26 protein-coding genes are annotated in these 26,052 nt (G+C 72.2%); 15 read left to right on the top strand and 11 right to left on the bottom strand.

Going from position 1 to position 26,052, the window contains the following annotated elements; all coding sequences use genetic code 11:
* The first annotated feature begins 7 nt into the window (after positions 1–7).
* The 5 genes from AB0C36_RS26935 (at position 8) to AB0C36_RS26915 (ending at position 7,000) form a co-directional block, all read left to right on the top strand.
* The gene (locus AB0C36_RS26935) at positions 8–535 is read left to right on the top strand and encodes a GNAT family N-acetyltransferase (RefSeq protein WP_358358592.1); all 528 of its coding nucleotides are present in this window, start codon (positions 8–10) and stop codon (positions 533–535) included.
* 305 nt (positions 536–840) lie between these two features.
* Positions 841–2,919: an ATP-binding SpoIIE family protein phosphatase gene (locus AB0C36_RS26930; RefSeq protein ID WP_358358590.1), complete on the top strand. Its 2,079-nt coding sequence runs from the start codon at positions 841–843 to the stop codon at positions 2,917–2,919.
* Between the two features lie 292 nt (positions 2,920–3,211).
* The gene (locus tag AB0C36_RS26925) at positions 3,212–4,951 is read left to right on the top strand and encodes a glycoside hydrolase family 3 protein (protein WP_358358587.1); all 1,740 of its coding nucleotides are present in this window, start codon (positions 3,212–3,214) and stop codon (positions 4,949–4,951) included.
* A gap of 88 nt (positions 4,952–5,039) precedes the next feature.
* Positions 5,040–5,963: a TetR/AcrR family transcriptional regulator gene (locus AB0C36_RS26920; protein WP_358358584.1), complete on the top strand. Its 924-nt coding sequence runs from the start codon at positions 5,040–5,042 to the stop codon at positions 5,961–5,963.
* Positions 5,960–7,000, top strand: a complete 1,041-nt coding sequence (locus tag AB0C36_RS26915; RefSeq protein WP_358358582.1) for an NAD(P)-dependent alcohol dehydrogenase — start codon at positions 5,960–5,962, stop codon at positions 6,998–7,000. Before AB0C36_RS26920 ends, AB0C36_RS26915 begins: the two co-directional genes overlap by 4 nt.
* 114 nt (positions 7,001–7,114) lie before the next feature.
* Here AB0C36_RS26915 and AB0C36_RS26910 read toward each other — a convergent pair whose 3' ends face one another.
* Entirely contained in the window at positions 7,115–10,075 is a 2,961-nt protein-coding gene (locus AB0C36_RS26910) for a helix-turn-helix transcriptional regulator (protein WP_435839122.1), read from the bottom strand.
* A gap of 89 nt (positions 10,076–10,164) precedes the next feature.
* Positions 10,165–11,181, bottom strand: coding sequence for a non-homologous end-joining DNA ligase (gene ligD / locus AB0C36_RS26905; protein ID WP_358358578.1), 1,017 nt, complete (start codon positions 11,179–11,181; stop codon positions 10,165–10,167).
* 106 nt (positions 11,182–11,287) lie between these two features.
* Between ligD and AB0C36_RS26900 the strand changes: the two genes are divergently transcribed.
* Positions 11,288–12,349, top strand: coding sequence for an ATP-dependent DNA ligase (locus AB0C36_RS26900; protein WP_358358575.1), 1,062 nt, complete (start codon positions 11,288–11,290; stop codon positions 12,347–12,349).
* Between the two features lie 133 nt (positions 12,350–12,482).
* Positions 12,483–14,186: an MFS transporter gene (locus tag AB0C36_RS26895; RefSeq protein ID WP_358358572.1), complete on the top strand. Its 1,704-nt coding sequence runs from the start codon at positions 12,483–12,485 to the stop codon at positions 14,184–14,186.
* Here the strand turns inward: AB0C36_RS26895 and AB0C36_RS26890 are convergent.
* The gene (locus AB0C36_RS26890) at positions 14,158–15,198 is read right to left on the bottom strand and encodes a GlxA family transcriptional regulator (protein WP_358358570.1); all 1,041 of its coding nucleotides are present in this window, start codon (positions 15,196–15,198) and stop codon (positions 14,158–14,160) included. The genes AB0C36_RS26895 and AB0C36_RS26890 overlap by 29 nt on opposite strands.
* Positions 15,199–15,424: 226 nt before the next feature.
* Between AB0C36_RS26890 and AB0C36_RS26885 the strand changes: the two genes are divergently transcribed.
* Positions 15,425–16,060: an HD domain-containing protein gene (locus tag AB0C36_RS26885; protein WP_358358567.1), complete on the top strand. Its 636-nt coding sequence runs from the start codon at positions 15,425–15,427 to the stop codon at positions 16,058–16,060.
* Positions 16,061–16,141: 81 nt separating this feature from the next.
* Here the strand turns inward: AB0C36_RS26885 and AB0C36_RS26880 are convergent, their stop codons facing one another.
* Both AB0C36_RS26880 and AB0C36_RS26875 read right to left on the bottom strand, forming a co-directional pair.
* Complete coding sequence (locus tag AB0C36_RS26880) at positions 16,142–17,074, bottom strand: NAD-dependent epimerase/dehydratase family protein (RefSeq protein WP_358358565.1); 933 nt, start codon at positions 17,072–17,074, stop codon at positions 16,142–16,144.
* Between the two features lie 76 nt (positions 17,075–17,150).
* Positions 17,151–17,441, bottom strand: coding sequence for a hypothetical protein (locus AB0C36_RS26875; protein WP_358358562.1), 291 nt, complete (start codon positions 17,439–17,441; stop codon positions 17,151–17,153).
* A 127-nt stretch (positions 17,442–17,568) separates the two neighbouring features.
* Here AB0C36_RS26875 and AB0C36_RS26870 point away from each other — a divergent pair, with 127 nt between their 5' ends.
* Positions 17,569–18,204: a TetR/AcrR family transcriptional regulator gene (locus AB0C36_RS26870; RefSeq protein WP_358358560.1), complete on the top strand. Its 636-nt coding sequence runs from the start codon at positions 17,569–17,571 to the stop codon at positions 18,202–18,204.
* Between the two features lie 64 nt (positions 18,205–18,268).
* On the opposite strand, the gene AB0C36_RS26865 is transcribed toward AB0C36_RS26870, so the two are convergent.
* The 3 genes from AB0C36_RS26865 to AB0C36_RS26855 all read right to left on the bottom strand — a co-directional run bounded on the left by AB0C36_RS26865 (position 18,269) and on the right by AB0C36_RS26855 (position 20,720).
* On the bottom strand, positions 18,269–19,411 hold the full coding sequence (locus AB0C36_RS26865; protein ID WP_358358557.1) for a carboxylate-amine ligase: 1,143 nt from the start codon (positions 19,409–19,411) through the stop codon (positions 18,269–18,271).
* A gap of 473 nt (positions 19,412–19,884) precedes the next feature.
* Entirely contained in the window at positions 19,885–20,346 is a 462-nt protein-coding gene (locus tag AB0C36_RS26860; RefSeq protein WP_358358555.1) for a DUF5709 domain-containing protein, read from the bottom strand.
* Between the two features lie 137 nt (positions 20,347–20,483).
* Entirely contained in the window at positions 20,484–20,720 is a 237-nt protein-coding gene (locus tag AB0C36_RS26855; RefSeq protein WP_358358553.1) for a DUF6296 family protein, read from the bottom strand.
* A gap of 218 nt (positions 20,721–20,938) precedes the next feature.
* On the opposite strand from AB0C36_RS26855, the gene AB0C36_RS26850 reads away from it, so the two are divergent.
* A complete protein-coding gene (locus AB0C36_RS26850; protein WP_358358551.1) occupies positions 20,939–21,445 on the top strand; it encodes a hypothetical protein in 507 nt (168 codons plus the stop codon).
* Between the two features lie 7 nt (positions 21,446–21,452).
* Here the strand turns inward: AB0C36_RS26850 and AB0C36_RS26845 are convergent, their stop codons facing one another.
* Positions 21,453–21,818 carry a DUF6479 family protein gene (locus tag AB0C36_RS26845; RefSeq protein WP_358358549.1) on the bottom strand — a complete coding sequence of 122 codons (366 nt, stop codon included), beginning with the start codon at positions 21,816–21,818 and terminating at the stop codon, positions 21,453–21,455.
* A 98-nt stretch (positions 21,819–21,916) separates the two neighbouring features.
* Here AB0C36_RS26845 and AB0C36_RS26840 point away from each other — a divergent pair, with 98 nt between their 5' ends.
* Both AB0C36_RS26840 and AB0C36_RS26835 read left to right on the top strand, forming a co-directional pair.
* Positions 21,917–22,363 carry a protein-tyrosine phosphatase family protein gene (locus AB0C36_RS26840; RefSeq protein ID WP_358358547.1) on the top strand — a complete coding sequence of 149 codons (447 nt, stop codon included), beginning with the start codon at positions 21,917–21,919 and terminating at the stop codon, positions 22,361–22,363.
* Positions 22,364–22,456: 93 nt separating this feature from the next.
* The gene (locus tag AB0C36_RS26835; RefSeq protein ID WP_358358545.1) at positions 22,457–22,882 is read left to right on the top strand and encodes an SRPBCC domain-containing protein; all 426 of its coding nucleotides are present in this window, start codon (positions 22,457–22,459) and stop codon (positions 22,880–22,882) included.
* 148 nt (positions 22,883–23,030) lie between these two features.
* On the opposite strand, the gene AB0C36_RS26830 is transcribed toward AB0C36_RS26835, so the two are convergent.
* Together AB0C36_RS26830 and AB0C36_RS26825 are read right to left on the bottom strand one after the other, a co-directional pair.
* Positions 23,031–23,405: a VOC family protein gene (locus tag AB0C36_RS26830; RefSeq protein ID WP_358358543.1), complete on the bottom strand. Its 375-nt coding sequence runs from the start codon at positions 23,403–23,405 to the stop codon at positions 23,031–23,033.
* A 74-nt stretch (positions 23,406–23,479) separates the two neighbouring features.
* Positions 23,480–24,037: a type 1 glutamine amidotransferase domain-containing protein gene (locus AB0C36_RS26825; RefSeq protein WP_358358541.1), complete on the bottom strand. Its 558-nt coding sequence runs from the start codon at positions 24,035–24,037 to the stop codon at positions 23,480–23,482.
* 282 nt (positions 24,038–24,319) lie between these two features.
* Here AB0C36_RS26825 and AB0C36_RS26820 point away from each other — a divergent pair, with 282 nt between their 5' ends.
* From AB0C36_RS26820 to AB0C36_RS26810, 3 genes are read left to right on the top strand one after another with little or no spacing between them, the layout of a single operon-like run.
* Positions 24,320–24,490 (top strand): hydrophobic protein, encoded by a 171-nt coding sequence (locus AB0C36_RS26820; RefSeq protein ID WP_358358538.1) that lies wholly within the window; start codon positions 24,320–24,322, stop codon positions 24,488–24,490.
* Positions 24,491–24,503: 13 nt separating this feature from the next.
* Positions 24,504–25,457, top strand: a complete 954-nt coding sequence (locus tag AB0C36_RS26815; RefSeq protein ID WP_358358535.1) for a YihY/virulence factor BrkB family protein — start codon at positions 24,504–24,506, stop codon at positions 25,455–25,457.
* 39 nt (positions 25,458–25,496) lie between these two features.
* The gene (locus AB0C36_RS26810) at positions 25,497–25,946 is read left to right on the top strand and encodes an SRPBCC family protein (RefSeq protein WP_358358533.1); all 450 of its coding nucleotides are present in this window, start codon (positions 25,497–25,499) and stop codon (positions 25,944–25,946) included.
* Positions 25,947–26,052: the final 106 nt, after the last annotated feature.

The raw sequence follows: 26,052 nt of genomic DNA, 5'->3' as shown, positions 1-26,052 counted from the left end.
CTGCGGCATGCCACACGATCACGATCTGCACACCGAGCGCCTGCGGTTGCGGGCCGTCGGCACCGCGGACCGCGACGAGTTGCGCCGGCACTGGAGCGAACCCGACGTCTGCCGCTTCCTGTTCGACGGCGTACCGCCCACGGCGCGGGAGACCGACGTCCTGATCGAGGACAGCGCACGGGACTTCGCCGCCGCGGGGGCCGGACTCTGGATCGCGCGTACCACCGACGGAGGGCCGCTGATCGGCACGGCGGGCCTGCGACCCCTCGACGACCTCGGGCTCGAGGTGTACTACAGCGTCGCCCCCGAAGCGTGGGGCAAGGGCTACGCGACCGAGGCCGCGGGGGCGGTGGTCGGGCACGCCCTCGGTCCCCTCGGCCTGCCCTTCGTGCTCGCCGAGGTCGACGAGGCGAACACCGCGTCGGCCGCGATCGTCACGCGTCTGGGCCTTGTCCCCTACGAGACCGTCCCGGGCCTGCTCGGCCCCATGACGCGCTACCGCCGCGACGCCGCGCCCGTCACCCGGACGGCCTGACGCCGCGTACGCCCGGCCGCCCCTCGACGCGGGCTCCGCAGCCCCCGGTGCGAACCCTCGCCGGGCCCCTGTCCCGAGCCCGCTCCCGACACCTCGCAAGGACCGCGCCGGACACCTTGCAAGAACCGCGCCGGACACCTCGCAAGGAGGAGTCGTCCGCTCCGCGCGCATCGTTCGCCGCCGGATCGGGCACGTAGCCTGTGGTGCCACCGGCACGAGTCCTTCAGCGGGTCATTCGGGTGGAAACACCCGGGTCACCGGGATTCACTGAAGCTCCGGCAACGCGACGGCAAAGGCGAGCGAGGATGGGATCACCCGGCGGGACCGGTACCGGAGAGGTGCCGTTTCTGGTCGACGGTGTCGAGGCTGCCGCGGTAGTGCTCGGCGCGGACGGGACGGTCGCGTGGTCGACTCCTGCCGCGCGACGTCTGCTCGCGGGCCTGGACTTCGCCGACGGGCTGCGTGCCGCGCTGGTGGCGGGCACCGGGGCCACCCGCGCCGGCTCCGCCACGTTCCGGGCCGCCTCCGGAACCGGCGCCTCGCTCGACTTCCGGTACGCCGCCCAGCCGCTCGCCGGGAACGCCGACGAACACGGGTGGCTCGTCCTGCTGCTGCCGCGCGAGCGCGCCGCGGAGTGGGAGGCGGCTCAGGAGCGCACCCAGCGCTACACCCGATTGGCGCATCAGGCCGCCGCGAGTATCGGGGCCAGCCTCGACCTCGTCCAGACCACCCGTAGCCTGGTCGAGGTGCTCGTCCCCGACCTCGCCGACCTGGCGTCCGTGGACCTGGCGGAGCCCGTGCTGCACGGCGACGAGCCCGGCGTCATCGACACCACCGCGCCCAAACTGCGGCGGGTCGCGGTGGCGCCGTCGGGGGAGGCCGAATGGCCCAGCGAAGTGGCGGGAATCGGCGACCTCCTGCCCGAGTTCGCGGACAGCAATCTGCTGCGGCCGGTGGCCGAGGGCGCGGCCGTGGCGGTGTCCGACATGGCGGTGCTGGCCGAGGCGCTCGGCCTCGACGGGCCCGGGCTGCGCAGCATCATCCCCGAGGGCGCGCACTCGATGCTCGCCATCCCGCTGTTCGCCCGCGGGCTGGTGCTGGGAGCCGTCACCTTGTGGCGTACCGGGACCGAACGCAACTTCGACGACGAGGACGCCGACCTCCTCGCCGAGATCGCCTCCCGTGCCGCGATCGGCGTCGACAACGCCCGGCGCTACACCCGCGAGCACCGCACCGCGGTCGCCCTGCAGCGGAGCCTGCTGCCGCGCCCGGTCACGCGGACGGCGGCCGCCGAGACGGCCGGCACGTACCTCCCGTCGGAAGGCGAAGCGGGGGTCGGCGGCGACTGGTTCGACGTACTGGCCCTGTCGTCGCTGCGCACCGGATTCGTGGTCGGCGACGTGGTGGGCCACGGACTGGGGGCGACGGCCGCGATGGGGCGGCTGCGCACCGCCGTCCAGACGCTCGCCGACCTCGATCTGGAGCCGGACGAACTGCTCAGCCACCTCGACGACTTGGTGCTGAGCTATTGGCCGGAGCACGACCCGGACGACCCGACCTCCGAACTGGCCGCCCAGGGCGCGACGTTCCTCTACGCCGTCTACGACCCGGTGGCCCGGCGCTGCTCGATCGCCAGTGCCGGCCACCCGCCGCCCGTCGTGCTCCGGCCGGGCAAGGCCCCCGAACTCGTGGACGTGCCGCCCGGCCCGCCGCTGGGGGTCGGCGGAATGCCGTTCGAGGCGGTCGACATCGACCTGCCGGAGGGCTCGGTCCTGGCGTTCTTCACCGACGGCCTGGTGGAGCGCCGCGGCGTCGACGTCGGGGACAACATGGACCTGCTGTGCGACGTGCTCGCGGAGAACCGCGACCGGCCGCTGGAGGTGATCGGACCGGAGGTCGTCGCCCGGCTGACCCCGGCCCGGGACGACGACATCGCGCTGCTGCTCGCCCGGACCCGCGCCATCCCCGCCGCCGCGGTCGCGGAGTGGGAGCTGCCTGCCGACCCCTCGGTGGTGTCGCGTGCGCGCGAGCTGACCTCCCGTCAACTGCGCGAATGGGGTCTGGAGGAACTGGCTTTCACCACCGAGCTGGTGGTGAGCGAGCTGGTCACCAACGCCATCAGGTACGCCGGAGCGCCGGTCGGCCTGCGGCTGGTCCGCGACGAGATCCTGGTCTGCGAGGTCTCGGACCCCAGCAACACGCAGCCGCGCCTGCGCCGCGCGGTCGCCACCGACGAGGGTGGGCGCGGCCTGTTCCTGGTCGCCCAGCTGACCACGCGGTGGGGGAGCCGCTACCGCAGGTCGGGCAAGACGATCTGGACCGAACAGGGCGTGGAAGTCCCGTCCACGGCAGCGCTGTTGAACGCGTTCGACGTCGACTGGTGAGGTGTGAGGCGCCGGGCGGCGGGCTGGGCGGGTCCCCGGGGCCGATGAGCGGGCACGTGCGCCCGGGGCCCATGCCGCATCCCCGGTCTCATGCCGCATGACGATCGTCACCGTTCCCGTCGTGATCATGATGGCCTAAGGTCCCATTGACACCATCAAGGAACGGGCGTGGGTCGCCGCCGGGCCGAAGGGTCGAGGACTCAGGCTTGAGAGCTCAGGCTTGCGGGCTCAGGCTTGCGGGCTCAGGCTTGCGGGCTGCGGATGACGGGCGCCACGGCGTGAGGAGCGAGCGGTGGCGCTGTTGCCGTACCAGGACCCGGGCGTGCCGGTGGAGGCGCGTGTCGACGACCTCATCGCGCGCATGACGCCGCAGGAGAAGGCGGGTCTGCTGTTCCACCCGCCGATCGCGCAGGGGCCTGACGGCACGCTGAGCGACGCCACCGAACGGCTCGTGGGCGAGTTGGGCCTGTCACACTTCAACGTGCACAAGCTCGCCGACCCCAGGACCACCGCCCAGTGGCACAACCGGCTCCAGGAGCGGGCGGCGGACACCCGGTTGGGCATCCCGGTGACGTTGTCGTCGGACCCGCGCCACGCGTTCACCGACAACCCGCTGGCGAGCGTGTTCGCGGGGGACTTCTCACGGTGGCCCGAGTTCATCGGCATGGCCGCCGCCGGGGACGCCGAACTCGTGCGCGAGCAGGCCGACATCGTGCGCCGCGAATACCTCGCCGTGGGGCTGCGCGTGGCCCTGCACCCGATGGCCGACCTGGCCACCGAGCCGCGCTGGGCGCGCATCTCCGGCACGTTCGGGGAGGACGCGCACCTGGCGGCGCGGTTGGTCGCGGCGTACGTCAAGGGCCTTCAGGGGGAGACCCTCGGGCCCGACTCGGTGGCCGCGATGACGAAGCATTTCCCGGGCGGCGGACCGCAGTTGGACGGCGAGGACCCGCACTTCTCGTACGGGCGGGAACAGGTCTACCCGGGCGGCATGTTCGAGCACCACCTGATCCCGTTCGAGGCGGCGTTCGCGGCCGGCGGCTCGCAGATCATGCCGTACTACGGGCTGCCGGTCGGCACGGAGTACGAGGAGGTCGGGTTCTGCTTCAACGCGGACGTGATCCGCGACCTGCTGCGCGGCAGCTACGGCTTCGACGGGATCGTCTGCGCCGACTGGAACGTGCTGACGGCCAAGAGCCTCGGGCCGGTGGACATCGAGGCACGCGGCTGGGGCGTCGAGGAACTGGACGTCCCGGACCGGGTGGTGAAGGCGCTGGAGGCGGGCGTCGACCAGTTCGGCGGCGAGAGCTGCGCGCCCGTGGTCGTCGACCTGCTGGAATCCGGTCGCCTCACGGCCGACCGCGTCGACCGGTCGGTGCGGCGCGTGCTGCGCGAGAAGTTCCGGCTCGGACTGTTCGACGAGCGCCGGTACGTCGACCCCGACGCCGCCGAAGCCGTGGTCGGACACGCCGAGCACCGGGCCCGGGGCCTGGACGCGCAGCGCCGCTCGACCGTCCTGCTCACCAACCGCGGCGAGACCCCGGCCCTGCCGCTCGCCGACGGCCTGCGCGTGTACGTCGAGCGCATCGACCCCGACGTGGCCGCCGGCTACGCGGGCGAGATCGTCGCCGACCCGGCGCAGGCGGACGTGGCCGTCCTGCGGGTGAACGCGCCGTTCGAGCCGCGCGACGGGTTCATGGAGTCGATGTTCCGGCAGGGCTCGCTCGAATTCCCGGACGCCGAGCGGGACCGGCTCCTGGCGATCGCGGCCGCGGTGCCCACGGTCGTCGTGCTGCAACTGGACCGGCCCGCCGTCGCGACCGAGTTGGCCGGCGCGTGTGCGGCGCTCCTCGCGGACTTCGGCGCCGAGGACGGTGCCGTGCTCGACGTGGTCTTCGGGCGGCACACCCCGACGGCGAAGCTGCCGTTCGACATGCCGTCGTCGATGCGGGCGGTCCGCGAGAGCCGGCCGGACGTGCCGTTCGACACCGCCGAGCCGGTGTTCCGGTTCGGGCACGGGCTGACCTACTGACGGCCCGCGGGACGGCCGGACCGGCACGCGGGCGTCACCCCGGAGGAGTTATGTCCCATTGGGACAGATTCGGGGTTATGGTTGATCCATGGCCGCTTCCGCCGAGATTTCCGCGTCCGCCCCCGGAGGGGCCAGTACGCGGGCCTCGACGGAGCCGACGGAGCCGACGGAGCCGACGGAGCCGACGGAGCAGACGGAGCCGACGGAGCCGGCGGAGTCGGCGGTGCCGGCCGCCCGGTGGACTGCCGCGTCGGCCGACGCAGCGGACGATGCATCGACCGAGCAGGACCGGGACCGCCGCAAGGAGCGCTCCCGCCGTACGCGCGAGGCCATGGGCTCCGCCGCGTTCGACCTGCTGCTGGAACGCGGCCTCGCCGGGGTGTCCGTCGAGGCCATAGCGGAGCGCACCGGAGTCACGCGCCGCACCTTCAGCCGGCACTTCACTGGCAAGGAGGACGCGGTGCTGGCCGTCGTCGCCGACGACGTGCACCGCATCAACGGCGCCCTGCGGCTGCGTCCGCCGGGCGAGGGGCCGATGACCGCGTACCGCCGCGCCGTCGTCGACTGGCTCACCGCGGAGTTCGGCGGCGACCGCCACGCGCTGCTGCGCGGACGGCTCGAACTGTTCCGGCGCATCGACCGGGAGCCCGCGCTGATCGCGGCGTACCAGCGCATCCGCGCCGACGCCGAAGAGGAGTCGGTACGCATCATCGCCGCCCGCATGGGCGTCGACCCCGCCCACGACCCGCGCCCGGCGGTCGCCGTCGGCGCGGGCGCGGGAACCCTCATGGCCGTGCTGCGCGCCTGGGCGCGGCACGGCGTACCGGAATCGCCGGCCCGGCTGGTGGGTGCGTACTTCGACGCACTCGCGGCCGTCGTCGACGCCCGCGGGGAAGCCGCGGGAGGCGGGGCGTTCGCGCAAACCGCGGATGCCCCGGATGCCGCGGGTGCCGCGTCGCACGCGGATCCGGAAGGTCCACCACCAGGCCGCACCAAGGAGGCAGGCACATGAAGGCATTGCAGTACCGGCAGATCGGCGGAGCGCCCGAGTTGGTGAGCGTCCCGGATCCCGAACCCGGCCCGGGGCAGGTGCTGTTGCGCGTGACCGCGGCCGGCGTCTGCCACTCCGACATCGCCGTCATGTCGATGCCCGCCGAAGCGCTGTCCTTTCCACTGCCGTTCACGCTGGGCCATGAGGGAGCCGGCACGGTTGCCGCGCTCGGCTCGGGGGTCACCGGCCTCTCCGTCGGCGACGCGGTCGCCGTCTACGGCCCGTGGGGCTGCGGTACGTGCGCCAAGTGCGCGCAGGGCAAGGAGAATTACTGCCTGCGCGCCGACGAACTCGGCATCCGGCCGCCTGGTCTCGGCGCGGACGGCGCGATCGCCGAGTACATGCTCGTCGACAACGCCCGCCACCTCGTACCGATCGACGGGCTCGACCCGGTCACGACCGTGCCGCTCACCGACGCGGGGCTCACGCCGTACCACGCCATCAAGCGCTCGGTGCCCAAGCTCGTCGCGGGCAGCACCGCCGTTGTCATCGGCACCGGCGGACTCGGGCACGTGGCCATCCAGTTGCTGCGCGCCATGACTCCCGCGCGCGTCGTCGCCCTCGACGTCAACGACGACAAGCTCGCGCTCGCCAAGCAGGTCGGCGCCCACGAAACCGTGCTGTCCGACGCCGCCGCGGCCGACAAGGTCCGCGAACTCACCGGCGGTCTCGGGGCGGAGGCCGTCTTCGACTTCGTCGGCGCGCCGCCCACCACGGCAACGGCCGCCGCGTGCGTGGCGGTCGAGGGCGATGTCACCATCGTCGGCCTCGGCGGCGGAACCGTGCCGGTCGGGTTCGGGGCGATCCCGTACGACGTCGCCGTGACGTCCCCGTACTGGGGCAGCCGGGGCGAGTTGATCGAGGTGCTGAACCTCGCCCGCGCGGGAGCGGTCGACGTGCACGTGGAGACGTACACGCTCGACGAGGCGCCCAAGGCGTACGAGCGCCTGCACGACGGCAAGGTCAACGGCCGCGCCGTGATCCTCCCGAACGGCTGAGCACGGGACGGGACTTGGCGGCACGCGCCGCGGGCACGGGCACCGGGAAGCCGGTGCCCGGCACGGGCGCAAGCACCGGTCGCCGGGCAGACGGCGCGCGCCGGGCGCGGCGGATCAGGAGCCGCCGCGCCCGGCGTCCGCGATGAGGCCCTTCCGGTACGCCATGGCCACCGCCTCGGTCCGCGAGGCCGCGCCCACCTTCGCCAGGATGTTGGACACGTGCACACTCGCGGTCTTGGCGCTGATGAACAGCTCCTCGCCGATCTGGCGGTTCGTCCGCCCGAGGGCGAGCAACTCCAGGACCTCGCGCTCGCGCCCGGTCAACGCGGTGGCGTCGCCCGACGGTTCGCGGGGCTCCGTGGGGCCGAGTCGGGCGCGGCGCAGCAGCGCGTCCACCGCCTCGCGCAACGGAGCGGCCTTGAGGCGGTCGGCCGTCTCGCGGACCGCCCGCGCGACCGATGCCGCCTCGTCGCGCTCGTCGGCGGCCACGAGAGCCTGGGCCAGGCGCAGTTGGGTGCGGGCGTGCTCGTACACGTTGCCGTAGTCGAACGCCGCGACCGCCTTGCGCCACGCCTCCACGCCGGGCTCGCCCGCGATCCGGACATGTTCGGCCTCCGCCCGCAGCAGCCACGCCGTACCCTCAGGGCCCGTGCTGTTGTTGCGCTTGGGGTGCCGTTCGGTGGTCCGGGCCAGCTCGATGAACTCGTCGGCCTTCGCCGCCCATTCGGCGGCCGCCTCGGCGTCGCCGGTCCGGCGCAGCGCGGCCGACTCGTCGCCGATCGCGCCCAACGCCAGCGCGGAGAGCCGGATCCCGACGTCGGGGTAGGGGAGGCCGTCCTCCTCCAGCGCGGCGAGCGTACGCCGGGCCCAGTCGGCCGCCGCGCGGGCGTCGCCCCGCAGCGCGGCCTCCTCGGTCATGACCGCGCCGCCGACGAGTGAGGCCATCCAGTTGAACGGCCTTCGGGTGAAGAGCGCTTCGGCGCGCTCCGCGACGCCGGGCTCGCCGCGGCCCAGCGGGACGTACAGCCCCGCGCCGTCGACGTGGCCGAACGCCGAGGGGGCCTTTCCTGCGGCGGTCAGCGCGTCGTCCCAGCGGCCGACGGTGTAGAGAGTGAGCGCGCGCAGGTAGCGCATCTCCAGCGGGTACGGCGACGTCAACTGCGCGGTCCGACGGGCGCGTTCGTGGCCTTCGTCGAGCCAGCGGAGGGCCTCGTCGAGGCGACCCGCCTCGTAGGAGCCCATGGCCAGGTTGAACACCGCCCGCAGCTCGATCGCCGCGTTGCCGGCCTTGCGCGCCAGGTCGTGCGCCGAGCGCAGGCGTTCGCGGCCGGCCTCGGTCTGCCGGTTGTCCTTGCTCATCCCGGTCGTGCTGATGAGAACGTCGGCGCGCACGTCGTCCGCGCCGAGTTCCGTCGCCGCCGCGACGACGCGGTCGCCGAGCTCCTGGGCGATGTCCAACTCGCTGACGTAGTAGGCCGCTTGCACGTGGGTGGCGGCGGCCCACAGCCAGGTCAGCGACGGCGGGTCGGCCGGGATCAGGGCCAGCGCCTGGCTGCTGAACTCGTACGCCGCCTGGAGGTTGTCGACGCTCATCAGGTTCGACGCGAGCGTGTAGCGGACCTTCGCCGCGAGGTTGGTGTCGGCGTGCGAGGCGACCTTGCCGAGGGCGGCGCGGGCGAGGGTGACGGCGCGGTGTGCCTCGCCCATGCGTACGGCCGCCGCCGACGCGCGCAGCATGAGCGCGACGTCGTCCGTGCCGGTGAGGTCGACGGCGTCGGGCACGGCGTCCCACAGGTCGAGGGCCGACTCGACGTGGCGCATCTCCTCGGCGGGCGCACCGACCCGCGCCGCGTGGTCGGCGGCCTCCAGCGACGCGGTGAGCGCGCCGGGCAGGTCGTGGCTCTCGCGGTGGTGGTGCGCGCGCTCCGCCGCGCTCCCGGCGCGGCGGTCGTCGGCGGCCAGGAGGCGGGCGTACAGGCCGTGGATGCGCACCCGTTCGCCGGGCAGCAGATCGCGGTACGCCGCTTCGCGCGTGAGCGCGTGCCGGAACGCGAACGTGCCGTCCGCGTCCGACACGAGCAGGTGCCGTCCGACGGCCTCCCGGAGTGCGGACTCCAAGTCCTCCTCCGGAAGTTCGACGGCGTCGCTCAGCAGCCGGTGCTCGACGCGCCGCCCGCCCACGGCGGCGGTGCGCAGCACGCGCTGCGCGGTGGGCGACAGTTGCTCGATGCGTGTGAGCAACACCTCGGCCAGGCCCGGCGGCACGCCGCCCATGGTGTCCTCGGCCGCCGCGGCACGGAGCTCTTCGGCGTAGAAGGCGTTGCCCTCCGCCCGTTCGACGATGCGCCGCACGGTCTCCTCGGGCACCGGCTCGGCGTCGAAGGACCGTACGAGCCGGGCCACCGCGTCGTCGTCCATCGGCCCGAGGTCGAGGCGCGTCACCGAAGGCAGCCGCACCAACTCGGCCAGCAGCGGCCGCAGCGGATGCCTGCGATGCAGGTCGTCGGACCGGTACGAGGCGAGCAGCGCCACCCGCTGGCTCGCCGTGCCGCCGGAACGCTGGGGGGCGAGCCGGGTCAGCAGGAAGCGCAGCAGGTCCCGCGTCGACTGGTCCGCCCAGTGCAGGTCCTCGACCACGAGCAACACCGGTGCCTGTTCCGCCAGATCGGCGACGAGCGCGGCGACGTCGTCGAGCAGCCGCAGCCGCACACCCGTCTCGCGCCCGGAGTCCTGGTCCTGCGCGCCGGGGGAGAGCAGACGCTGAACGGGGGGATGCCCGTCGAGCGTCCCGGTCAGAACGCTGTCGGCCTCCACGGTCCGCAGCATCTCGGTGAACGGGAAGTAGGGCAGGCCCACCTCGCCGAGGTCGACACAGTGCCCCACGAGCACGGTCATCCCGGCCTCGGCCGCGAGCCCGGTCGCCTCGGTCAGCAGCCGGGTCTTCCCCACCCCGGCCTCGCCGGCGACCAGCACCGCCTGCGGGTCGCCCGCCCGGGCGTGCCCGAGCGCCTCGTCCAGCCGGGCGATCTCCGCCCCGCGCCCGACGAACGGAGTCTCAAACCGCCCATATCCCAACACCCCCCAATCCTGTCACGCACACCCCCCGCCCGTCCCCCAAGATCCGCTGTCACCGCACCCGCTCTCCGGCACCGGGAAGCGGGGGGTCAGGAGGTCTCGGGGTGGCGGGCTCGGCTGGGTTGGACTCTGGGGGGTTCGCCGGGCATTTTGGGGTGGTCCGGGGGATAGGGCAGGTCGCCGAGTTCGTCGTCCTGGGTGTGGCGGTCGGCCAGGGCGAGGGCCGGGCCCAGGTCGCAGGGGTTGTTCGGCATGTCGGCGTGGAGGTCGCCCAGGCGGGTGAAACGCTCGGGCATGGTGGCGATGTCGAAGTCGTCGGGGTGGACGTCGTCGAGTTCGTCCCAGGTGAGCGGGGCGGAGACGGTGGCCCTGGGGTTGGCACGGACCGAGTAGGCGCTTGCGATGGTGCGGTCGCGGGCCATCTGGTTGTAGTCGACGAAGACCTTCTGGCCGCGTTCTTCCTTCCACCACGACATCGTCACGTGGTCGGGCATGCGGGTCTCGAGTTCGCGGCCGAGGGCGATGACGGCGCGGCGTACCTCGACGAAGGTCCACTCGGGGCGGATCGGGACGAACAGGTGCAGGCCGCGGCCGCCGGAGGTCTTGGGCCAGGCGGTGAGGCCGTGGTCCGCCAGGACGTCCCGCATCTCGTGGGCGGCGCGTACGGCGTCCGCGAAATCGGTGCCGGGCTGCGGGTCGAGGTCGATGCGCAGTTCGTCGGGGTGCTCGGTGTCGTGGCGGCGCACCGGCCAGGGGTGGAAGGTGAGGCAGCCGAGGTTGGCGGCCCAGACGAGCGCGGCGACGCTGTCCGGGCACATCTCGTCCGCGGTACGCCCGCTCGGGAACCGGATGCGCGCGGTCGGGATCCAGTCCGGCAGGTACTTCGGAACGCGCTTCTGGTAGAAGGACTCGCCGTGCACGCCGTCCGGGTAGCGCTCCAGCGTGGTCGGCCGGTCGGCGAGGGCCCGGAGCATGCCCGGGCCGACGGCCATGACGTACCGGACGACGTCGCCCTTGGTGAAGCCCCGCTCCGGGAAGTACACCTTGTCGGCGTTGCTCAGGCGGACGGACCTGCCGTCGATCTCCAGTTGCTCGGCAGCGCTCATGCCTCAGGGTAACCAGGACCATGTGACGAATGCCGTATTTAATAGCAATTAATGATTGTTGGTGTTGATCGGGGTTTATAGGGGTTTGTAGTTGCAAACTGGGGCCATGCGTCTTCCCGTGATGCCCCCGGTCAAGCCGATGCTCGCCAAGACCGCCGCCCGGATCCCGCCCGGCATGCACTACGAGGCGAAGTGGGACGGCTTCCGCGCGATCGTCTTCCGGGACGGCGACGAGGTGCTGATCGGCAGCCGCAACACCAAGCCGCTCGACCGCTACTTTCCCGACGTCGTGGACGCCGCGCTGCGGCTGCTGCCGGAGCGGTGCGTGGTGGACGGCGAACTGGTCATCGCGACCGGCGACCACCTCGACTTCGACCGTTTGCAGGACCGCATCCACCCGGCGGAGTCGCGCGTACGGCACCTGGCCGCGACGACGCCGGCCTCGTTCGTCGCGTTCGACCTGCTCGCGCTCGGCGACGAGTCCTACATGGAACGGCCGTTGACCGAACGCCGCGCGGCCCTGGAGCGGGCGCTCGCCGACACGCCGGCGCCGGTCCACCTCGCACCCGCGACCACCGATCCCGAGGTGGCCGCGGGCTGGTTCGAGCGGTTCGAGGGCGCCGGGCTCGACGGCATCGTGGCCAAGGACCCCGCCGGCCGCTACCGGCCCGACGAGCGGACGATGGTCAAGGTCAAGCACGAGCGCACCGCCGACTGCGTGGTGGCCGGCTTCCGCGAGCACAAGTCCGGACCGATCGTCGGATCGCTGCTGCTGGGCCTGTACGACGACAACGGGCGCCTGCAGAACGTCGGCGTCAGCTCGTCCTTCACGATGGCCCGCCGCGCCGAACTCGTCGACGAACTCGCGGCCTACCGCATCGAGGACCTCGCGGAGCACCCCTGGGCACGCTGGGCCGAGGCCGAGGCGCACGAGACGGACCGCCTGCCGGGGGCGGTGAGCCGCTGGACGGGCGGGCGCACGCTCGACTGGGTCCCGCTGCGGCCGGAGCTGGTGTGCGAGGTAGCGTACGACCACACGCAGGGCGACCGGTTCCGGCACACGACGCGGTTCCGGCGCTGGCGGCCCGACAAGGACGCCGCCGACTGCACCTACGCGCAACTCGCCGAGCCCGCACGGTACGACCTCGCGGACGTCCTCAACGCGTAGCGCCCAGCCGCGCGACTTCGCCCACACCGTCCGGGCCCCCGGCCCACGCCTCGACACCGTACGGCCCGCCCGGGAAGAGCGCGCCGCCACGCCCCGCGGCCGCCCGGCGCGGCCCTCGAAGGAGTGCCTCCGCATGAACCGCTTCGCCGCCCGCGGCGGCAAGTACACCGCGCTCGCGGCCATGCTGTTCGCCGTCTCGATGACGTTCATCGACCAGTCGATCGTCTCGATCGCGGCTCCGGACATCGTGCGCGAACTCGGGCTCACCGCCTCGGGCGTGCAGTGGGTGGTGAACGCGTACCTGCTCGCGATGGCGGCGGCGTTCGCGCTCGGCGGGCGGCTGTCGGACGTCCTCGGCCACCGCCGGATGGTGCTGATCGGCATTGCGGTGTTCGCGGTGTCCTCGGCGCTGTGCGGCGCCGCGCCGTCCGGCGACATCGCGCAGACGTGGCTCGTGGTCTTCCGGGCCACGCAGGGCATCGGCGGCGCGCTCATGTTCCCGGCCGCACTCGCGATCGTCGTCTCGGTCTTCCCGATCGAGGAACGCGGGCGCGCCCTCGCCCTGTTCTTCGGCCTGTCCGGCGGACTCACCGCGCTCGGCCCGATCCTCGGCGGCTGGCTCACCACCTGGACGTGGCGCGCCATCTTCTGGGTGAACATCCCGGTCGCGATCGTGGCCGTCGTGCTCACGCTGCGCGCCGACATCCGCACCGAGCACCGGCGCGAACGCCTCGACCTGCCGGGCGCAGCGCTGGTGGCGGCCGGAATGGCGCTCGCGGTGCTGGGACTTCAGCAGGCCCAGTCCTGGGGCTGGGGGAGCGCCGGCACCTGGGCGTGCATCATCGGCGGGCTGGTGCTGCTCGCCGTGTTCGTGGTGGTCGAACTGCGCACCGAGGTCCCGCTGATCAAGGTGCGCGTCTTCAAGGACCGCGCCTTCGCCGCCGACAACGCGGTGCTGTTCTTCGCGATGATCGCGTTCGTCCCGGTCTTCTTCTTCGCGTCGGTGTACTCGCAGGTCGCGCTGGGCTCGTCCGCCTCCGAGGCCGGGCTGTACCTGCTGATCTTCTTCGCCGGCTTCGGACCCGCGGCACAGGTCGGCGGACGCATCCTCGACAAACGCGGCGCCAAGCCCGCCATGCTCGCCGGAACACTCCTCAGCGCGGCCGGGTTCGCGCTGTGGGGGCACAAGGCCACCGACCTGTCGCTCGGCGCGCAGTGGATCTACATCGTCATGGCCGGAGCCGGGATCGGGCTGCTGCTCGGCCCCGCGTCGACGGACGCGGTCAACCGGTCGATCGGGGCGTCGTACGGCGAGGTCACCGGGATCACCCAGACGGTACGCAACTTCTCCTCCGCCCTCGGCATGGCCGCGCTCGGCACACTCCTCGTGCACTCCACCGCCAACCGCATCACCGACACGCTGCGGGACCAGGGGCTCCCGGGCACCGAGGCCCGTGCGGTCGGCGACTCGATCGGCGACAGCATCACGGGCGCGGGTGGCGGCGACCACACCGGCAGCGGACCCACCGCGGAACTCGTGCAGCGCGTCTGGCCGGCGATCCAGAAGGACTACGCGGAGGCGACGCAGGCCGTCTTCTACGGGATGGCCGCCGCACTCGTGCTGAGCTTCGTGGCCTGCCTGTTCCACCCGGGGACCCGGGTAACGGGCGACGGCACGGCGGTGGACGGCGGTTCCGGGCCGGGAGACGGGGGTCGTCCTGGCGACGCGAATCCCGGTGAACCGGGTTCTGGTGAACCAGGTTCGGGAACAGCGGGGCCGGGGGACGCGGGGCTCGGGGGCAGGACGGTCAACGGGTCGCCCGGTCCGCGCCGATAGGCGGCGTCTCGGCAGCCGCGGCTGCCGCGGCCGTCTCGGCGGTTGCGCCTGTCGCCGTTGTGCGGAACCGCGCCCGGTAGGCCGACGGGGTCACCCCCAAGCGCCGCCCGAACGCCCGCCGCATCGACTCGTCCCCGCCGAACCCGCTGCGCAGCGCCGCCGCCGTCACGGCCTCGCCGTCGGCGAGCAGCGCCTGCGCGGCCTCGACCCGGACGGCCTCGACGTACCCGGCCGGGGACTCGCCGAGCCGGTCCCGGAACAACCGGGTCAGGTGCCGCACGCTCAAACCCGACCGAGCCGCCATCGCCGGTACGGAGTGGTCCCCGGCGGGGTCCGCGGACACCGCGTCCAGGACCGCCCGCAAGGCGTCATGCCGCGGCGCCGGGCCCCGCAGCGCGGCCGAGAACTGCGACTGGCCGCCCGGCCGCTGCATGAAAACCACCAGGTCGCGGGCCACGTCGCGGGCGAGGGCGGCACCCGCGTCGGCCTCGACCAGGGCCAGCGCGAGATCGATGCCGGCCGTGACGCCGGCCGAGGTCAGGACCCGCCCGTCCCGTACGTGGATCGCGTCGGGCTCGACGCGTACCCGCGGGAACCGGCCCGCCAGCGCCGCCGCGTGGCGCCAGTGGGTGGTGGCGCGCCGCCCGTCCAGCAGGCCGGCCTCGGCGAGGGCGAATGCTCCCGTGCACACGGAGGCGACGCGCCCGGCGGCGGGGGCGAGTTCGGCCAACGGCGCCGCCAGCGCGCGTGGTGCCGGGCCGGTGGCGAGCTCCGCGGATCCGGGGACCACCACGGTGTCGATCGGGCCGAGCAGGACGGCGTCCGCGCGGGAGTCCACGGCAAGGCGCCCGGAGGCTGTGGTCACGTCCGCCCCGTCCGCCGAGCAGACCGTCCAGCGGTACGGCGCCCCCAACTCACGCGCGGTCGCGAACACTTCGAGCGGACCGGTGACGTCGAGCTGCCGCACGCCGTCGAAAGCGAGGAAGACGATGTGGCGCGGTTGTGCGGTCATGGTGCGAGCCTACGCCGCGGGGATGGCCTGATCCGAGGGATATGTGGCCGTACGGACATCGCGTGCGAAGCAGCGGGAGCGCAGGGTGGAACGTACGGCGGCAGAAGCCGCGGCCCGGCCGGGGCCGAAGCCGCAAACCCTGCCGCAAACCCTGCCGCAGCCGCAGCCGCAGCCGCAGCCGCAGCCGCAGCCGCAACCGCAACCGCAACCGAACCGAGGAGCTCCCATGACGCGCATCGCCGACATCGCCATCCCCGACAGCCGTATCGCCGCCGAGGCCACGGCGCTGGTCCGCGACGTCACCGACGACCTGCTGTACGACCACTCCCGCCGCGTCTACTTGTTCGGCGCCTGGCAGGGCACCCGGAAGGAACTGGCGTTCGATCCCGAACTCCTCTACGTGGGCGCGATGTTCCACGACCTCGGGCTGACCCCCGCGTACCGCACCGACGACCGCCGCTTCGAGATCGACGGCGCCGAAGAGGCCGCCGCGTTCCTGCGGTCGCATGGCGTACCGGAGGACTCGGTGCGCCTCGTCTGGGAGGCGATCGCCCTTCACACGACCCCGGAGGTGCCGCACTGGATGGCCCCCGAAGTCGCGCTGGTCACCGCGGGCGTGGAGCTCGACGTGCTCGGCATCGGGTACGCCGACCTGCCTGCGGCCACGCGCGACGCCGTCGTGGCCGCGCACCCGCGCCCGGACTTCAAGAAGCGCATCCTCGCGGCGTTCACCGATGGCATTGCGCACCGCCCGGTGACGACCTTCGGGAACGTCAAGGCGGATGTGCTGGCGCACTTCGTCCCGGGGTTCCGGCGCATCGACTTCGTGGAGGTCATCGAAGGTTCGGACTGGCCCGAGTGAGCCGAGGCGCGGCACGCGCGGTTACCTGATGCCGCAGCCCGACCGCGCGGCGCTGTTGCCGCGGGGCCGGCCCCAGGGGAGTCAGTCAGCCGGGGTGTGGATCGCGATGCCTTCGTCCCCGGCGGCCAGTTCCGCGAGGGACAGGATCCCGGTCACGTGGTGGACGCCGGCGTCGAGCCCGACGGCCCGGCGCGCGGCCCGCACGGTGACGACGGCGGTGGCGCGCGACTGCGAGCGGCCCTGGGCCCAGCAGGCGCGACCGGTGGCAGTGCGGGCGTACGCCAACCACCGGTCGCTTCCTGGCAGATGCAGCCCGCGCGGGGCCCGCGAGCCGCCCGGCACGCGCGTCAGCAGCGCGAGCGCCGCCGTCGCGGCGCGCGAGTCCATACCGAAGTACGTGCGGACCGGAGCGCCCAGGTCACGCGTGAGCGTGTGCTGATCGGAGAAGTCCGCCCGGTAGAGCCGCCGTCGCCCCAGGCCGGGCAGCGCGAACGGCCGGCCGCGCGTGTAGTTGCGTACGGGCGGACCGCCGCCGGTGTCCGGGAACCGACGGCCGAGCAGGTCGTAGCTCCACGCGGTCGCGGCCGGGCCGTGCTTCTCGCCCGCGCCGAGGACGAGGGCGATGTCGACCGGGCCGGGGGAGTCGGCGTACGCCGCGGCGGCCAGCAGCGTCGTCAGCCCCGGCGCCAGCCCGACGCTCAGCACGACGGGCGCCGCTGGGGACATCGCCTCCACCGCGTACACGTAGCCGGTGGAGGCGGTCATGTCGACGAACGCGGCGCCGGCGTCGGTTGCCTGCGCGACCAGCCCGGGCAACTCCACGCCCGCGGCGTTGACCACGACGTCGATGCCGTCGAGGGCCGCGGGCGGCAGATCGCCGTGCCGCAGATCGACGACGCGGTCGGCGCGGTCGGTGTCGCGGCCCGCGGTGTACGCCGTGTCGCCCGCCTCGCGCAGCGCCGCCACCACGTGTCGGCCGACGGCCCCGTAGCCGCCGAGCACAAGAACCTTCATCGCGCGGTTCCCCCCGGTCCCTTCTTGTCGCTTTGCGTCGGTTGAGGTCCCGTTGAAATCCCGTGTGTCCGCTGCGTCAGCGGACGTCGACGATCTCGGCCATTTCGCCGACCGGCTCGGTGACGAGGGCGAACGCGGCCCGTACCTCGGGGAGCCGGTCGGCGTCCGCGACTGCCGCGGCGGCGTCCTCGGGGGTGCGGTAGTGCCACTGGTCCATCCAGGTCCCGTCCTCGAGGCGGGAGAGCCGGGCCTCGACGAGGCCGGGGACTTTGGCGCGGACGACGTCGACCATGGCCGCGCGCCGGGTCAGCATCTCCTCGGTGTCGGCGGGGTCGGCCTTGAAGCGCACGATGCGGACAACGCTCATGGTGACTGGGCTCCATCTCTGGCGGCTGCAAGTAGTGCTCACAACTAGTGCTCACAGCTAGTTCTCGTGTCTAGTGGTTATATCTAGAGTTGAACTCTAGTGGATGCTCTAGAGCTACACTCCAGCCATGACTCCAGTCAAGGGCGGCCGCGCGAAGCAGGCCGAGAAGGCGCGGCAGACGCGGCGCAGGATCATCGACGCGGCGCACCGCCTCTTCACCGCCCAGGGCTACGGGGCGACGACGCTGCAAGAGGTGGCGAAGGAGGCCGGCGTCGCCGTCCAGACCATCTACTTCGTCTTCGGCAACAAGCGCACGCTGCTCAAGGAACTGGTCGACGTCACCATCGCCGGTGACGACGAACCCGTGGCGACCATGGACCGCGCGTGGTTCCGCGACGCGCTCGCCGCCCCGACCGCCACCGCGCACCTGCGCGCACACATCGCCGGGACCCGCGCGGTCCTGCAACGGGTCGCGCCCATCACCGAGATGCTCGCCGCCGCTGTCGCGACCGACCCCGACGTGGCGGCCCTGTGGCCCGCCGGCACCGACCCGCGCTTCATCGTGCAGTCCGCGGCGGCCGAGGCGCTCACCGCCAAGCCCGGCGCGCGGCCCGACGTCCCGCCGGCGCACGCCGCCGACCTGCTCTACGCCATGCTCAGCACGGAGTTGTACCTGCTCTTCGTGCGCGAACGCGGCTGGACGCCGCGGGACTGGGAGGAGTGGATGTACGCCACGCTTGCCCCGCAACTCTGCGACGTCTGACGCCTACGTCTGGCCGGTCCACCCGCGGACGCGCAACTTCGGAGGCGGCGGCGTCCCGAGACCCTTACCTCAACCAGCCGTCGGTGTCGCCCGGTTCGGCCCTGAGCGTCACCAGGTCCGCGGCCCGCCGTACGCCGCCCGCCCGCGCCGCGTCCCGTTGCCGCCGCGCGCCGTTCCCGGCCGACCGCACCGCCGCGACGAGGTCAAACACCTCATCGCGGTCGCCGGTTTCGGTCAGCGCGTCCTCGACGTGGGCGAGCAGGTCGTCCACCAACTGGTCTGCAGGCACCCGGCGTTCGGACAGCGGGTCGACGCCCGGACCGTCCAGCCCGTACCGAGCCGCCGACCACATCGCGGCCTCCGCGACGAAGGGGTCGCCCGGCTGCGCTTCCCGGCCCGCCTTCAGGTCCAGTTGCGCCCGGACCACCAACGCCCGTACCAGGCCCGCCTGCAAGACGGTCTCGTCGACCGTCGCGAGGGCGTCCGCGACCCGCACTTCGACGGTCGGCACATGTTCGGACGGCCGCGCGCACCAGAACGTCATCCGCGAGTCCACCGTGATGCCGAGGTCCGAGCGCCGCGCCAACGCCTCTTCGTACGCCGCCAGATCGGCGAACCACGGCGGTACGCCGAAGCCCGGGAACCGGCACTGCGTCACCGCGCGCCATGACGCGTACCCCGTGTCGCGCCCGCCCGCGAACGGGGAGTTCGCCGACAGCGCCAGCAGTGTCGGCAGCCACGGCCGCAAATGGTTCACGACGGCGACCGCCGTCTCGCGGTCGCCTATGCCCACGTGCACGTGGCATCCGCAGGCCGAATAGTCGGTGGCCACGGCCTGGTAGAGGTCGCCCACCTTCTGATAGCGCTCACCCGCGGACACCTCGTGCGCGGCACCGTCCGGCGAGTCAGGCGCGAAGCCCGTGGACAGCACGACGGCCCCGTGGACCCCGGCGGCTTCCGCGAGCACTTGGCGGGACTGCGCGAGTTGGGCCCGCAGCGCCGCCAGCGTGCCGCACACGCCGGTCGCCGCCTCGACCTGGGAGGCCAGCAACTCCGGCTTCAGGTCCGCGGCCACGGCCTGCCCTTCAAGGGTGTGCAGGATGTCGGGTACCGCCGCCACCGGTTCGAGCCGCACCGGGTCCGCGATGAGGAACTCCTCCTCGACGCCGAGGGTCGCGTCCCACGGCGGAGCCGACTCGTCGAGCATGTACTCGGACCTACCCTTCGTCGGGGACCGTGCGCGCAAGACGACCGTCGGCGGCTCGGTGGAGAGCGCGGCTACCGACCTGCTTCGGACCTGCTTCCGACCTGTGTCAAACCTGCTTCCGACCTGCTTCCGACCTGCTTCCGACCTGCTCCCGACCTGCTGGGACGTGGTCTCGGAGCACCCAGGGCGTCTCCCGGCATCAGGAGTCTTCTCCCTCGGAGGCCCCTGAAACACCCCGGACCCGCCGCGGAATCTCCTCGCGTCCCGGTCCACGCGCGTCCTCCGGTGCGGACAGTCGGTGCTGCGCCGCCCCGCCGCGCCCGCGGACCCGTTCGGCGAGCGGCGCAGACGGCATCGGGCAAACCGGGCCCGCGGCAGCTCGAGCGGCCCGGTCAGACGCCGCAAAACCCTTGCAGCCAGCGGTACTTCATCTGCGTGGCACACGCACGCAGGTCAGTTGTGCGATCACGCAGCTATGCACCCGGCTCGTCGGGGATCGTGTGAACTGCCGCTTCCTCTGCGGTCGCCGCGCCGCCGTCGATACCCACGTCGTGCCCGAGCCCCCGGTATCCGTATTGCGACGCCGCCTCGTCGTCGGCCAGTCGTCCGGTGCGCTCGTCGCCCACCTGCCCGTCGACCGGCTCGCCGTTGCCCCCCGCCAGGTCGCCGATGCCGTCGCCGGGATCCGGTGTCACCTCGGGCTGCTCGCGCGAGAGGCGCCGGTCCAACGACTCGCCCGCCTCCTGCTCGCCCTGGGTCGTGCCGTAGTCCTCGACCGCGAGAGGGCGTTCGGGCGGCGAGTAGCCCTCGTCCAGTGTGTCGTCGAGGGTCCGTTCGCCCAGGGCGTTCTGCAGGTCGAGGTCGTCGTTCGGGGGATTCCCCGCGTCCGAGTTCGCGGGCTGGTAGACGTCGTCGCCCCGTTCCTGGTCCGACATCGGTGGCTCCTTTCCGAATTTCCGGAGTCCTGCGCACAGCGTGCCTTGCCACGGGGCTACCCGTGTCGGGCGGACCGATGCGGCCAAGTGATCCTTTGCCGGGAGAGCCGCACATGGCGCCGCGCCGTGTCGGCCGCTCACGGAAGCGGTACGGCGTGCAGCAGCTTGTGCCCGAAGGAGTCCGTCCCCGTCAACGGCCGCGCGATGTCGCCGGCGATCTGGACGCGGAACAGCCCGCTTGCGTCGGCGTAGACGGGGAGGCCCTCCGGACCGTGGAGTTCGGTGCGGTGCACGGTCAGCACCGTCGGTGGCGTGTGCGGTCCGCCGCTGCCGCCCGTGAGGGTGACGGCGTAGCGATCGGCTGTGGGCGGCATCGCGCGGCCTCCTGGACTCCACCGGGGCGGTGCGCGTGATCGCCCGGCCTCGACTACCCGGGTACTGCCACCCATTGTCGGCTCTTTGCCGGAGTTTGATGCCGTTTGCTGCGGCAACGACGTTTTCTTGCGGGGGCGCCGCAAATTGCGCCGGTCAGGCCGCTTCACCCCCGTCCCAGTGGGTAGCGCGCAACCCTCACACACCTCCCGGTCCGAGCGTGCTCGGCCGGCCGGCGTCGCCGTATGGACGGCGCACCGAGAACTCGGGGAGAAGGGTTCACAGGCACATGCCCACGGGACAAGAGCATTTCGAGGTCCGGCCCGCCCGATTCGAGGGGCGGATCATCGGCCCGGATCAGAATCCGGATCGCGAGCAGGGCCGCGGGTCGGCGGCCCGAGGACTGGAACTGCGCCGGATCGAGGGCGAAGGCGGGCCGCTCACCGGTACGCAGCTGCTGATCGGCCTGCGGGCGGGGCACGAAGTCGCGCGCGATGACGTCCGCGTCCGGATCCCCGGTGTGCACGCCGAGTGCACTGTCACCAGCGAGCCGAAAGCGGACGCCTACGACGTGGATGTCGTCGTCGCCTTCGAGGACCTGCACACCTTCACGGCCGAGGACTCGGTCGCGATCCGGTTCGGCGGACAGGAAGACGGCGGCGAGGAAGACCTGAAAGCGGTGCTCGATTCGCTGACCGTGGGCATTCAGGACGCGTCGGTGCGCTGACCGCCCGCTATTCGGGCGGCCGCGGGGCGGACTCGCGGGTGGACCCGCCGTCCGCGGGCGGCGGCTGGGCAGACTGGGTCGGCGGGGCCGGCTCGTCGGGGCGCGGGCGGGAACTCAAGGTCCCGAACCCGGCGATCTCGTGCGGGAGCCGCCGACGTCCGTCGCGCGGCATCTCGTTGGGTTCACGGGCATGGCTCACGTTGTCGTCGTGCGCGGTCCAGGCGACCTCGCGGGCATTGTCCGGGGGCGGACGTCTGCGCTGCCGGACGCCGTTCACGACCGGCCAGATGAGCAAGCCCGCCACAATCACGGCGGCGATGAACGCAAGAGTCAGCGGTACCGCCAAGCTCGCGGCAAGTTCTTGAGTCCTCATACTTTTCGGCTACCCGATCACGGGCGAATGATCCGTTTTCGGCGATCTTTCCGCGCACTTCGGCCGACCCGCCTCCGGTGCGCCTCTAGGGTGGCCGCATGACTGCCTCTTGGGACCCCGAAACCCACGGTGTACTGCGGCTTCCCTCCGGTCGCCGGATCCGCGGACGCGGCCTGCGGCGCCCGCTCCCGGACGGCCCGCGCCCCGGATTCGGGCTGTACCTGCTCGGCCACGAACCGCCGCCCGTGGACTGGGACAGCCGCTGGCTCCGCTGGCCCGACTTCCGCCTGCCGGCCGACCGGGTGGACGCCGTCGACGCGCTGCGCGAGACGTGGGAGCGGGCCGCCGACGAACGGGTCGAGGTCGCCTGCGGGGGCGGGGTCGGGCGTACCGGCACCGCGCTCGCCTGCCTGGCCGTGCTCGACGGCGTCGCCGCCGACGAAGCGGTCTCCTACGTGCGGGCCCACTACGCCAAACGTGCGGTCGAGACGCCCTGGCAGAAACGGTACGTGCGCAGATTCGGTACGCGGACGCCCGGCCACTGAGGCGACACGCGCGGGGATCCGGTGTGGCCGGGTTTGCGGGTATTGCCGGTCGGACAATGAGAACGTCCTTACCCGTCGTCGAAGGAGCTGCCCATGGTGTCCACTGTTGTCGTCAACGGCCGCTCCGCACTGCGTCTCGAACGCCGCCTGCCGCACGATCCCGAGCAGGTGTGGGCCGTGGTCAGCACCGCCGATCGACTGGGCCGCTGGTACCCCTTCCCGGTCGCGGCGTTCGAGGCCCGGGTCGGCGGCCGCCTCGCGTTCGACTACGAAGGCGGCGTCATCGAGGCGACGCTCACCGATTTCGACCCCAAGCGGCGGGTGTTCGCCTTCGACGAGCACGACCTCGGCGGTAGCGAACGGGAGTTCGACGACCACGTGCGCGTCGAGGTCCGGGCGGGGGAGGGCGGCGGCAGCGTCGTCGTCCTCACGCACGTGCCGACCGACACGAGCAACGCCGAAGGGGTCGCGGCCGGATGGCGGCAGTGCCTCGACCGGCTTGCCGCCGAGATGGGGTAGGCGGATCGGGAGTACGTCTCCCGCTGCACCCACCGAACTTCAGGCGACCCCGACGAGGCTGTCGGGGTCGCCTGACCGGAGGCTCAGGACTTCCGGGGCCGTTCGGTAGGGCGGCGGCGCGGAGCCGCCGACAACGACGCCACGGGGCTCAGTCGACCTGCAGCACGGACAGGATGTTGCCCGACGGGTCGGTGAACCACGCGATCGGCGGTCCGGCCGGGTCGCGGCAGATGCCCTTGTCGTCGGCCTCGAACCCCTCGTACCGCTGCATCGTCACACCGCGGGCGGTGAGTTCGTCGACCGCCTTGTCGATGTCCGACACCGGGAAGTTCAAAATGGTGAACGTCGCCGGGGTGTGGTCGTCCTTGGGATAGGCCATGACCGTGGTGCCGCCCGGCAGGTGGAGTTCGAGCAGACCGTTCCGCTCGATCGTGGACACGCCGAGCAGGCGGTCGTAGAACTCCTTGGCGGCGGCGACGTCCCGCACGGCGAAGCCGCTGAACGCCTTGCTGTCCTCAAACATCAGGGGGCCTTTCGCTGTTCTCGCGGTTGGAGGGCGGCACGTCTTCGGCAGCGCACACGCCGCGGACGCCGGGCTCAGCCGGCGGCGACGGCCTGGACGAGGGCGTTGTCGAACGCCGGGAGGTCGGCCGGCTTGCGGCTGCTGACAAGGGTGTTCGGCCCGTCCTTGCAGACCACCACCTCTTCGTCGACCCAGTCCCCGCCCGCGTTGCGGATGTCGGTGGCGAGGCTCGGCCACGAGGTCACCCGTCGGCCACGCAGCACACCGGCCTCGACCAGCGTCCACGGACCGTGGCAGATCACCGCGACCGGCTTGCCCTGGTCGAAGAACGCCTTGGCGAAGGCCACCGCGCCCTCATGGGTACGCAGGAAGTCCGGGTTCGCCACGCCACCGGGTAGGACGAGGGCGTCGAAATCGTCCGCGGACGTGTCGGCCACCGTTGCGTCCACGGTGAACAGGTCCGACCGGTCCAGATGGTCGAAGCCCTGCGCCTTGCCGCCCTTGGTCGACACGAGCTTCGGTGTGCCGCCGGCCCCCTCGACCGCCTGCCACGGCGAGGTCAGCTCGACCTGCTCGAAGCCTTCGGGCGCGACGAGGAACGCGATCTTGCGTCCGTCGAGTGCCGCTGCCATGGGATGCCACCTGCTTTCGTCTTTCTTGGGTCCGGTGTCTCTCGGTCGGATGTCTCCCGGTCGCGTCGCGGCGACGGGACCGTACCGGTCTCGCATGCGCGAGGCTGCCCTCGGTCGGAAACGGCAAACACCGGCCCGCACAAAGCACCGAGAAGGCCGGAGGAAAGCGAGTACGACGTATGACGGCGGTGACAACCGGGTCCGGGACGACCGGAAACAATCGAGTACTCCGCCCCCCAAAGGCATCGGAGTTGAACCGGGAATTCGGGGCAGCGGTTGAGCATGATACCTCTCATACTCGTACTCCTCCTGGCCCTCATCCTTTTCGGCGCCGGTTTCGCGCTCAAGGTGCTGTGGTGGCTCGCCCTCATCGTGATCGTGGTGTGGCTGCTCGGCTTCCTTTTCCGGGGCGCGGGCACCGGCGGCGGTCGCCGCCGGTGGTACCGCTGGTAGTCCCGCACCGCCGATGAGCGGGCCCGCGGATTCGCCGAAGCGGTCGTGGTGGGCGGTACTGCGGCGCACTGTCACGGAGTTCAAGGACGACGAACTCGGTGACCGCGCCGCCGCGTTGACCTACTACGGCATACTCTCGCTCTTCCCCGCACTGCTCGTGCTGGTCTCGGTGATCGGCATCGTCGGCGAGGCGGCGGCGCGCGAGATCCTCACCAACCTCCAACAACTGGCTCCCGGTTCGGCCCGTGACGTGCTCAGCGACGCGGTCACGCAACTGCGTTCCGGGAGCGGCACCGGGTCCACGGTCGCGATGATCGGCCTGGCGCTGGCGATGTGGTCGGCGTCCGGGTACGTCGGGGCGTTCATCCGGGCGTCCAACGTGGTCTTCGACGTACCCGAGGGCCGGCCGCTGTGGAAGACCACCCCGCTGCGGCTCGTGGTGACCATGGTCCTGATGGTCCTCGCCGCGACCAGCGCCTTCATCGTCGTCCTGACCGGCGGCATCGCCGAAAAGGTCGGCACCGCGCTGGGGATAGGCGACCACGTCATGACCGTGTGGTCGGTGGTGAAATGGCCCATTCTGGTGGTCATCGTCATGGCGATGATCGCGATTCTCTACTGGGCCACGCCGAATGCGAAAGGGCGTGGTTTCCGATGGGTCACTCCGGGCAGCGTTCTGGCGCTGGCCATATGGATGCTGGCATCGGGCGGATTCGCGGTCTACGTGGCCAACTTCGCCTCGTACAACAAAACGTATGGCACCCTCGCGGGCGTCATCATCTTCCTCACCTGGCTTTGGATCACGAATCTGGCGATCCTGCTCGGTCTGGAACTCGACGCCGAACTGGTCCGCGAACGCGCGATCGTCGAGGACGGGCTCCCCAAGGACGCCGAGCCGTACGCACGCCCGCGAGACACCCGCAAATGGACCGACGAGGAGCGCGAGCGCCTGAGCGGTCGTGACTGAACTCCCGTCGGCAGAAGTCCCAGAGGAGAGAAGCAGCCTATGACGACGATCGAGCAGTCGGTGGATGTCGCGGTACCGGTGCGGTCCGCGTACGACCAGTGGACGCAGTTCCGCGACTTCCCCAGGTTCATGGAAGGGGTCGAGCGGGTCGACCAGGTCGACGCGACGAGCACCCACTGGGTCACCCGGATCGCCGGTATCGAGCGGGAGTTCGACGCCGAGATCACGGAGCAGATCCCCGACGAGCGCATCGCCTGGCGCAGCCGCTCCGGCCCCGACCAGGGCGGTGTGGTGACGTTCCACCGCCTGGACGAGAGCCACACGCGGATCATGCTGCAACTCGAGCACGATCCCGAGGGCATCGCGGAGACCGTGGGGGACAAGCTCGGCTTCATCACTCGCAAGGTCCGCGGGGACCTGGACCGGTTCCGCACCTTCATCGAGGCCAGGGACGGCCGGTCCACGGGCGCCTGGCGCGGCGAGGTCTGAGGCCGGAACAGCAGACACGGCAGGCACGGAAGGAACTGCAGGAACAGCAGGAACTACACAGAGGTACCAAGGCAGTTGGGCGGCGGCCCCCGGAGGAGAACTCCGG

Source organism: Streptodolium elevatio (assembly GCF_040649515.1).
In the GTDB taxonomy this organism is placed as follows: Bacteria; Actinomycetota; Actinomycetes; order Streptomycetales; family Streptomycetaceae; genus Yinghuangia; species Yinghuangia elevatio.
This window is presented reverse-complemented; position numbering and strand designations above follow the sequence as displayed.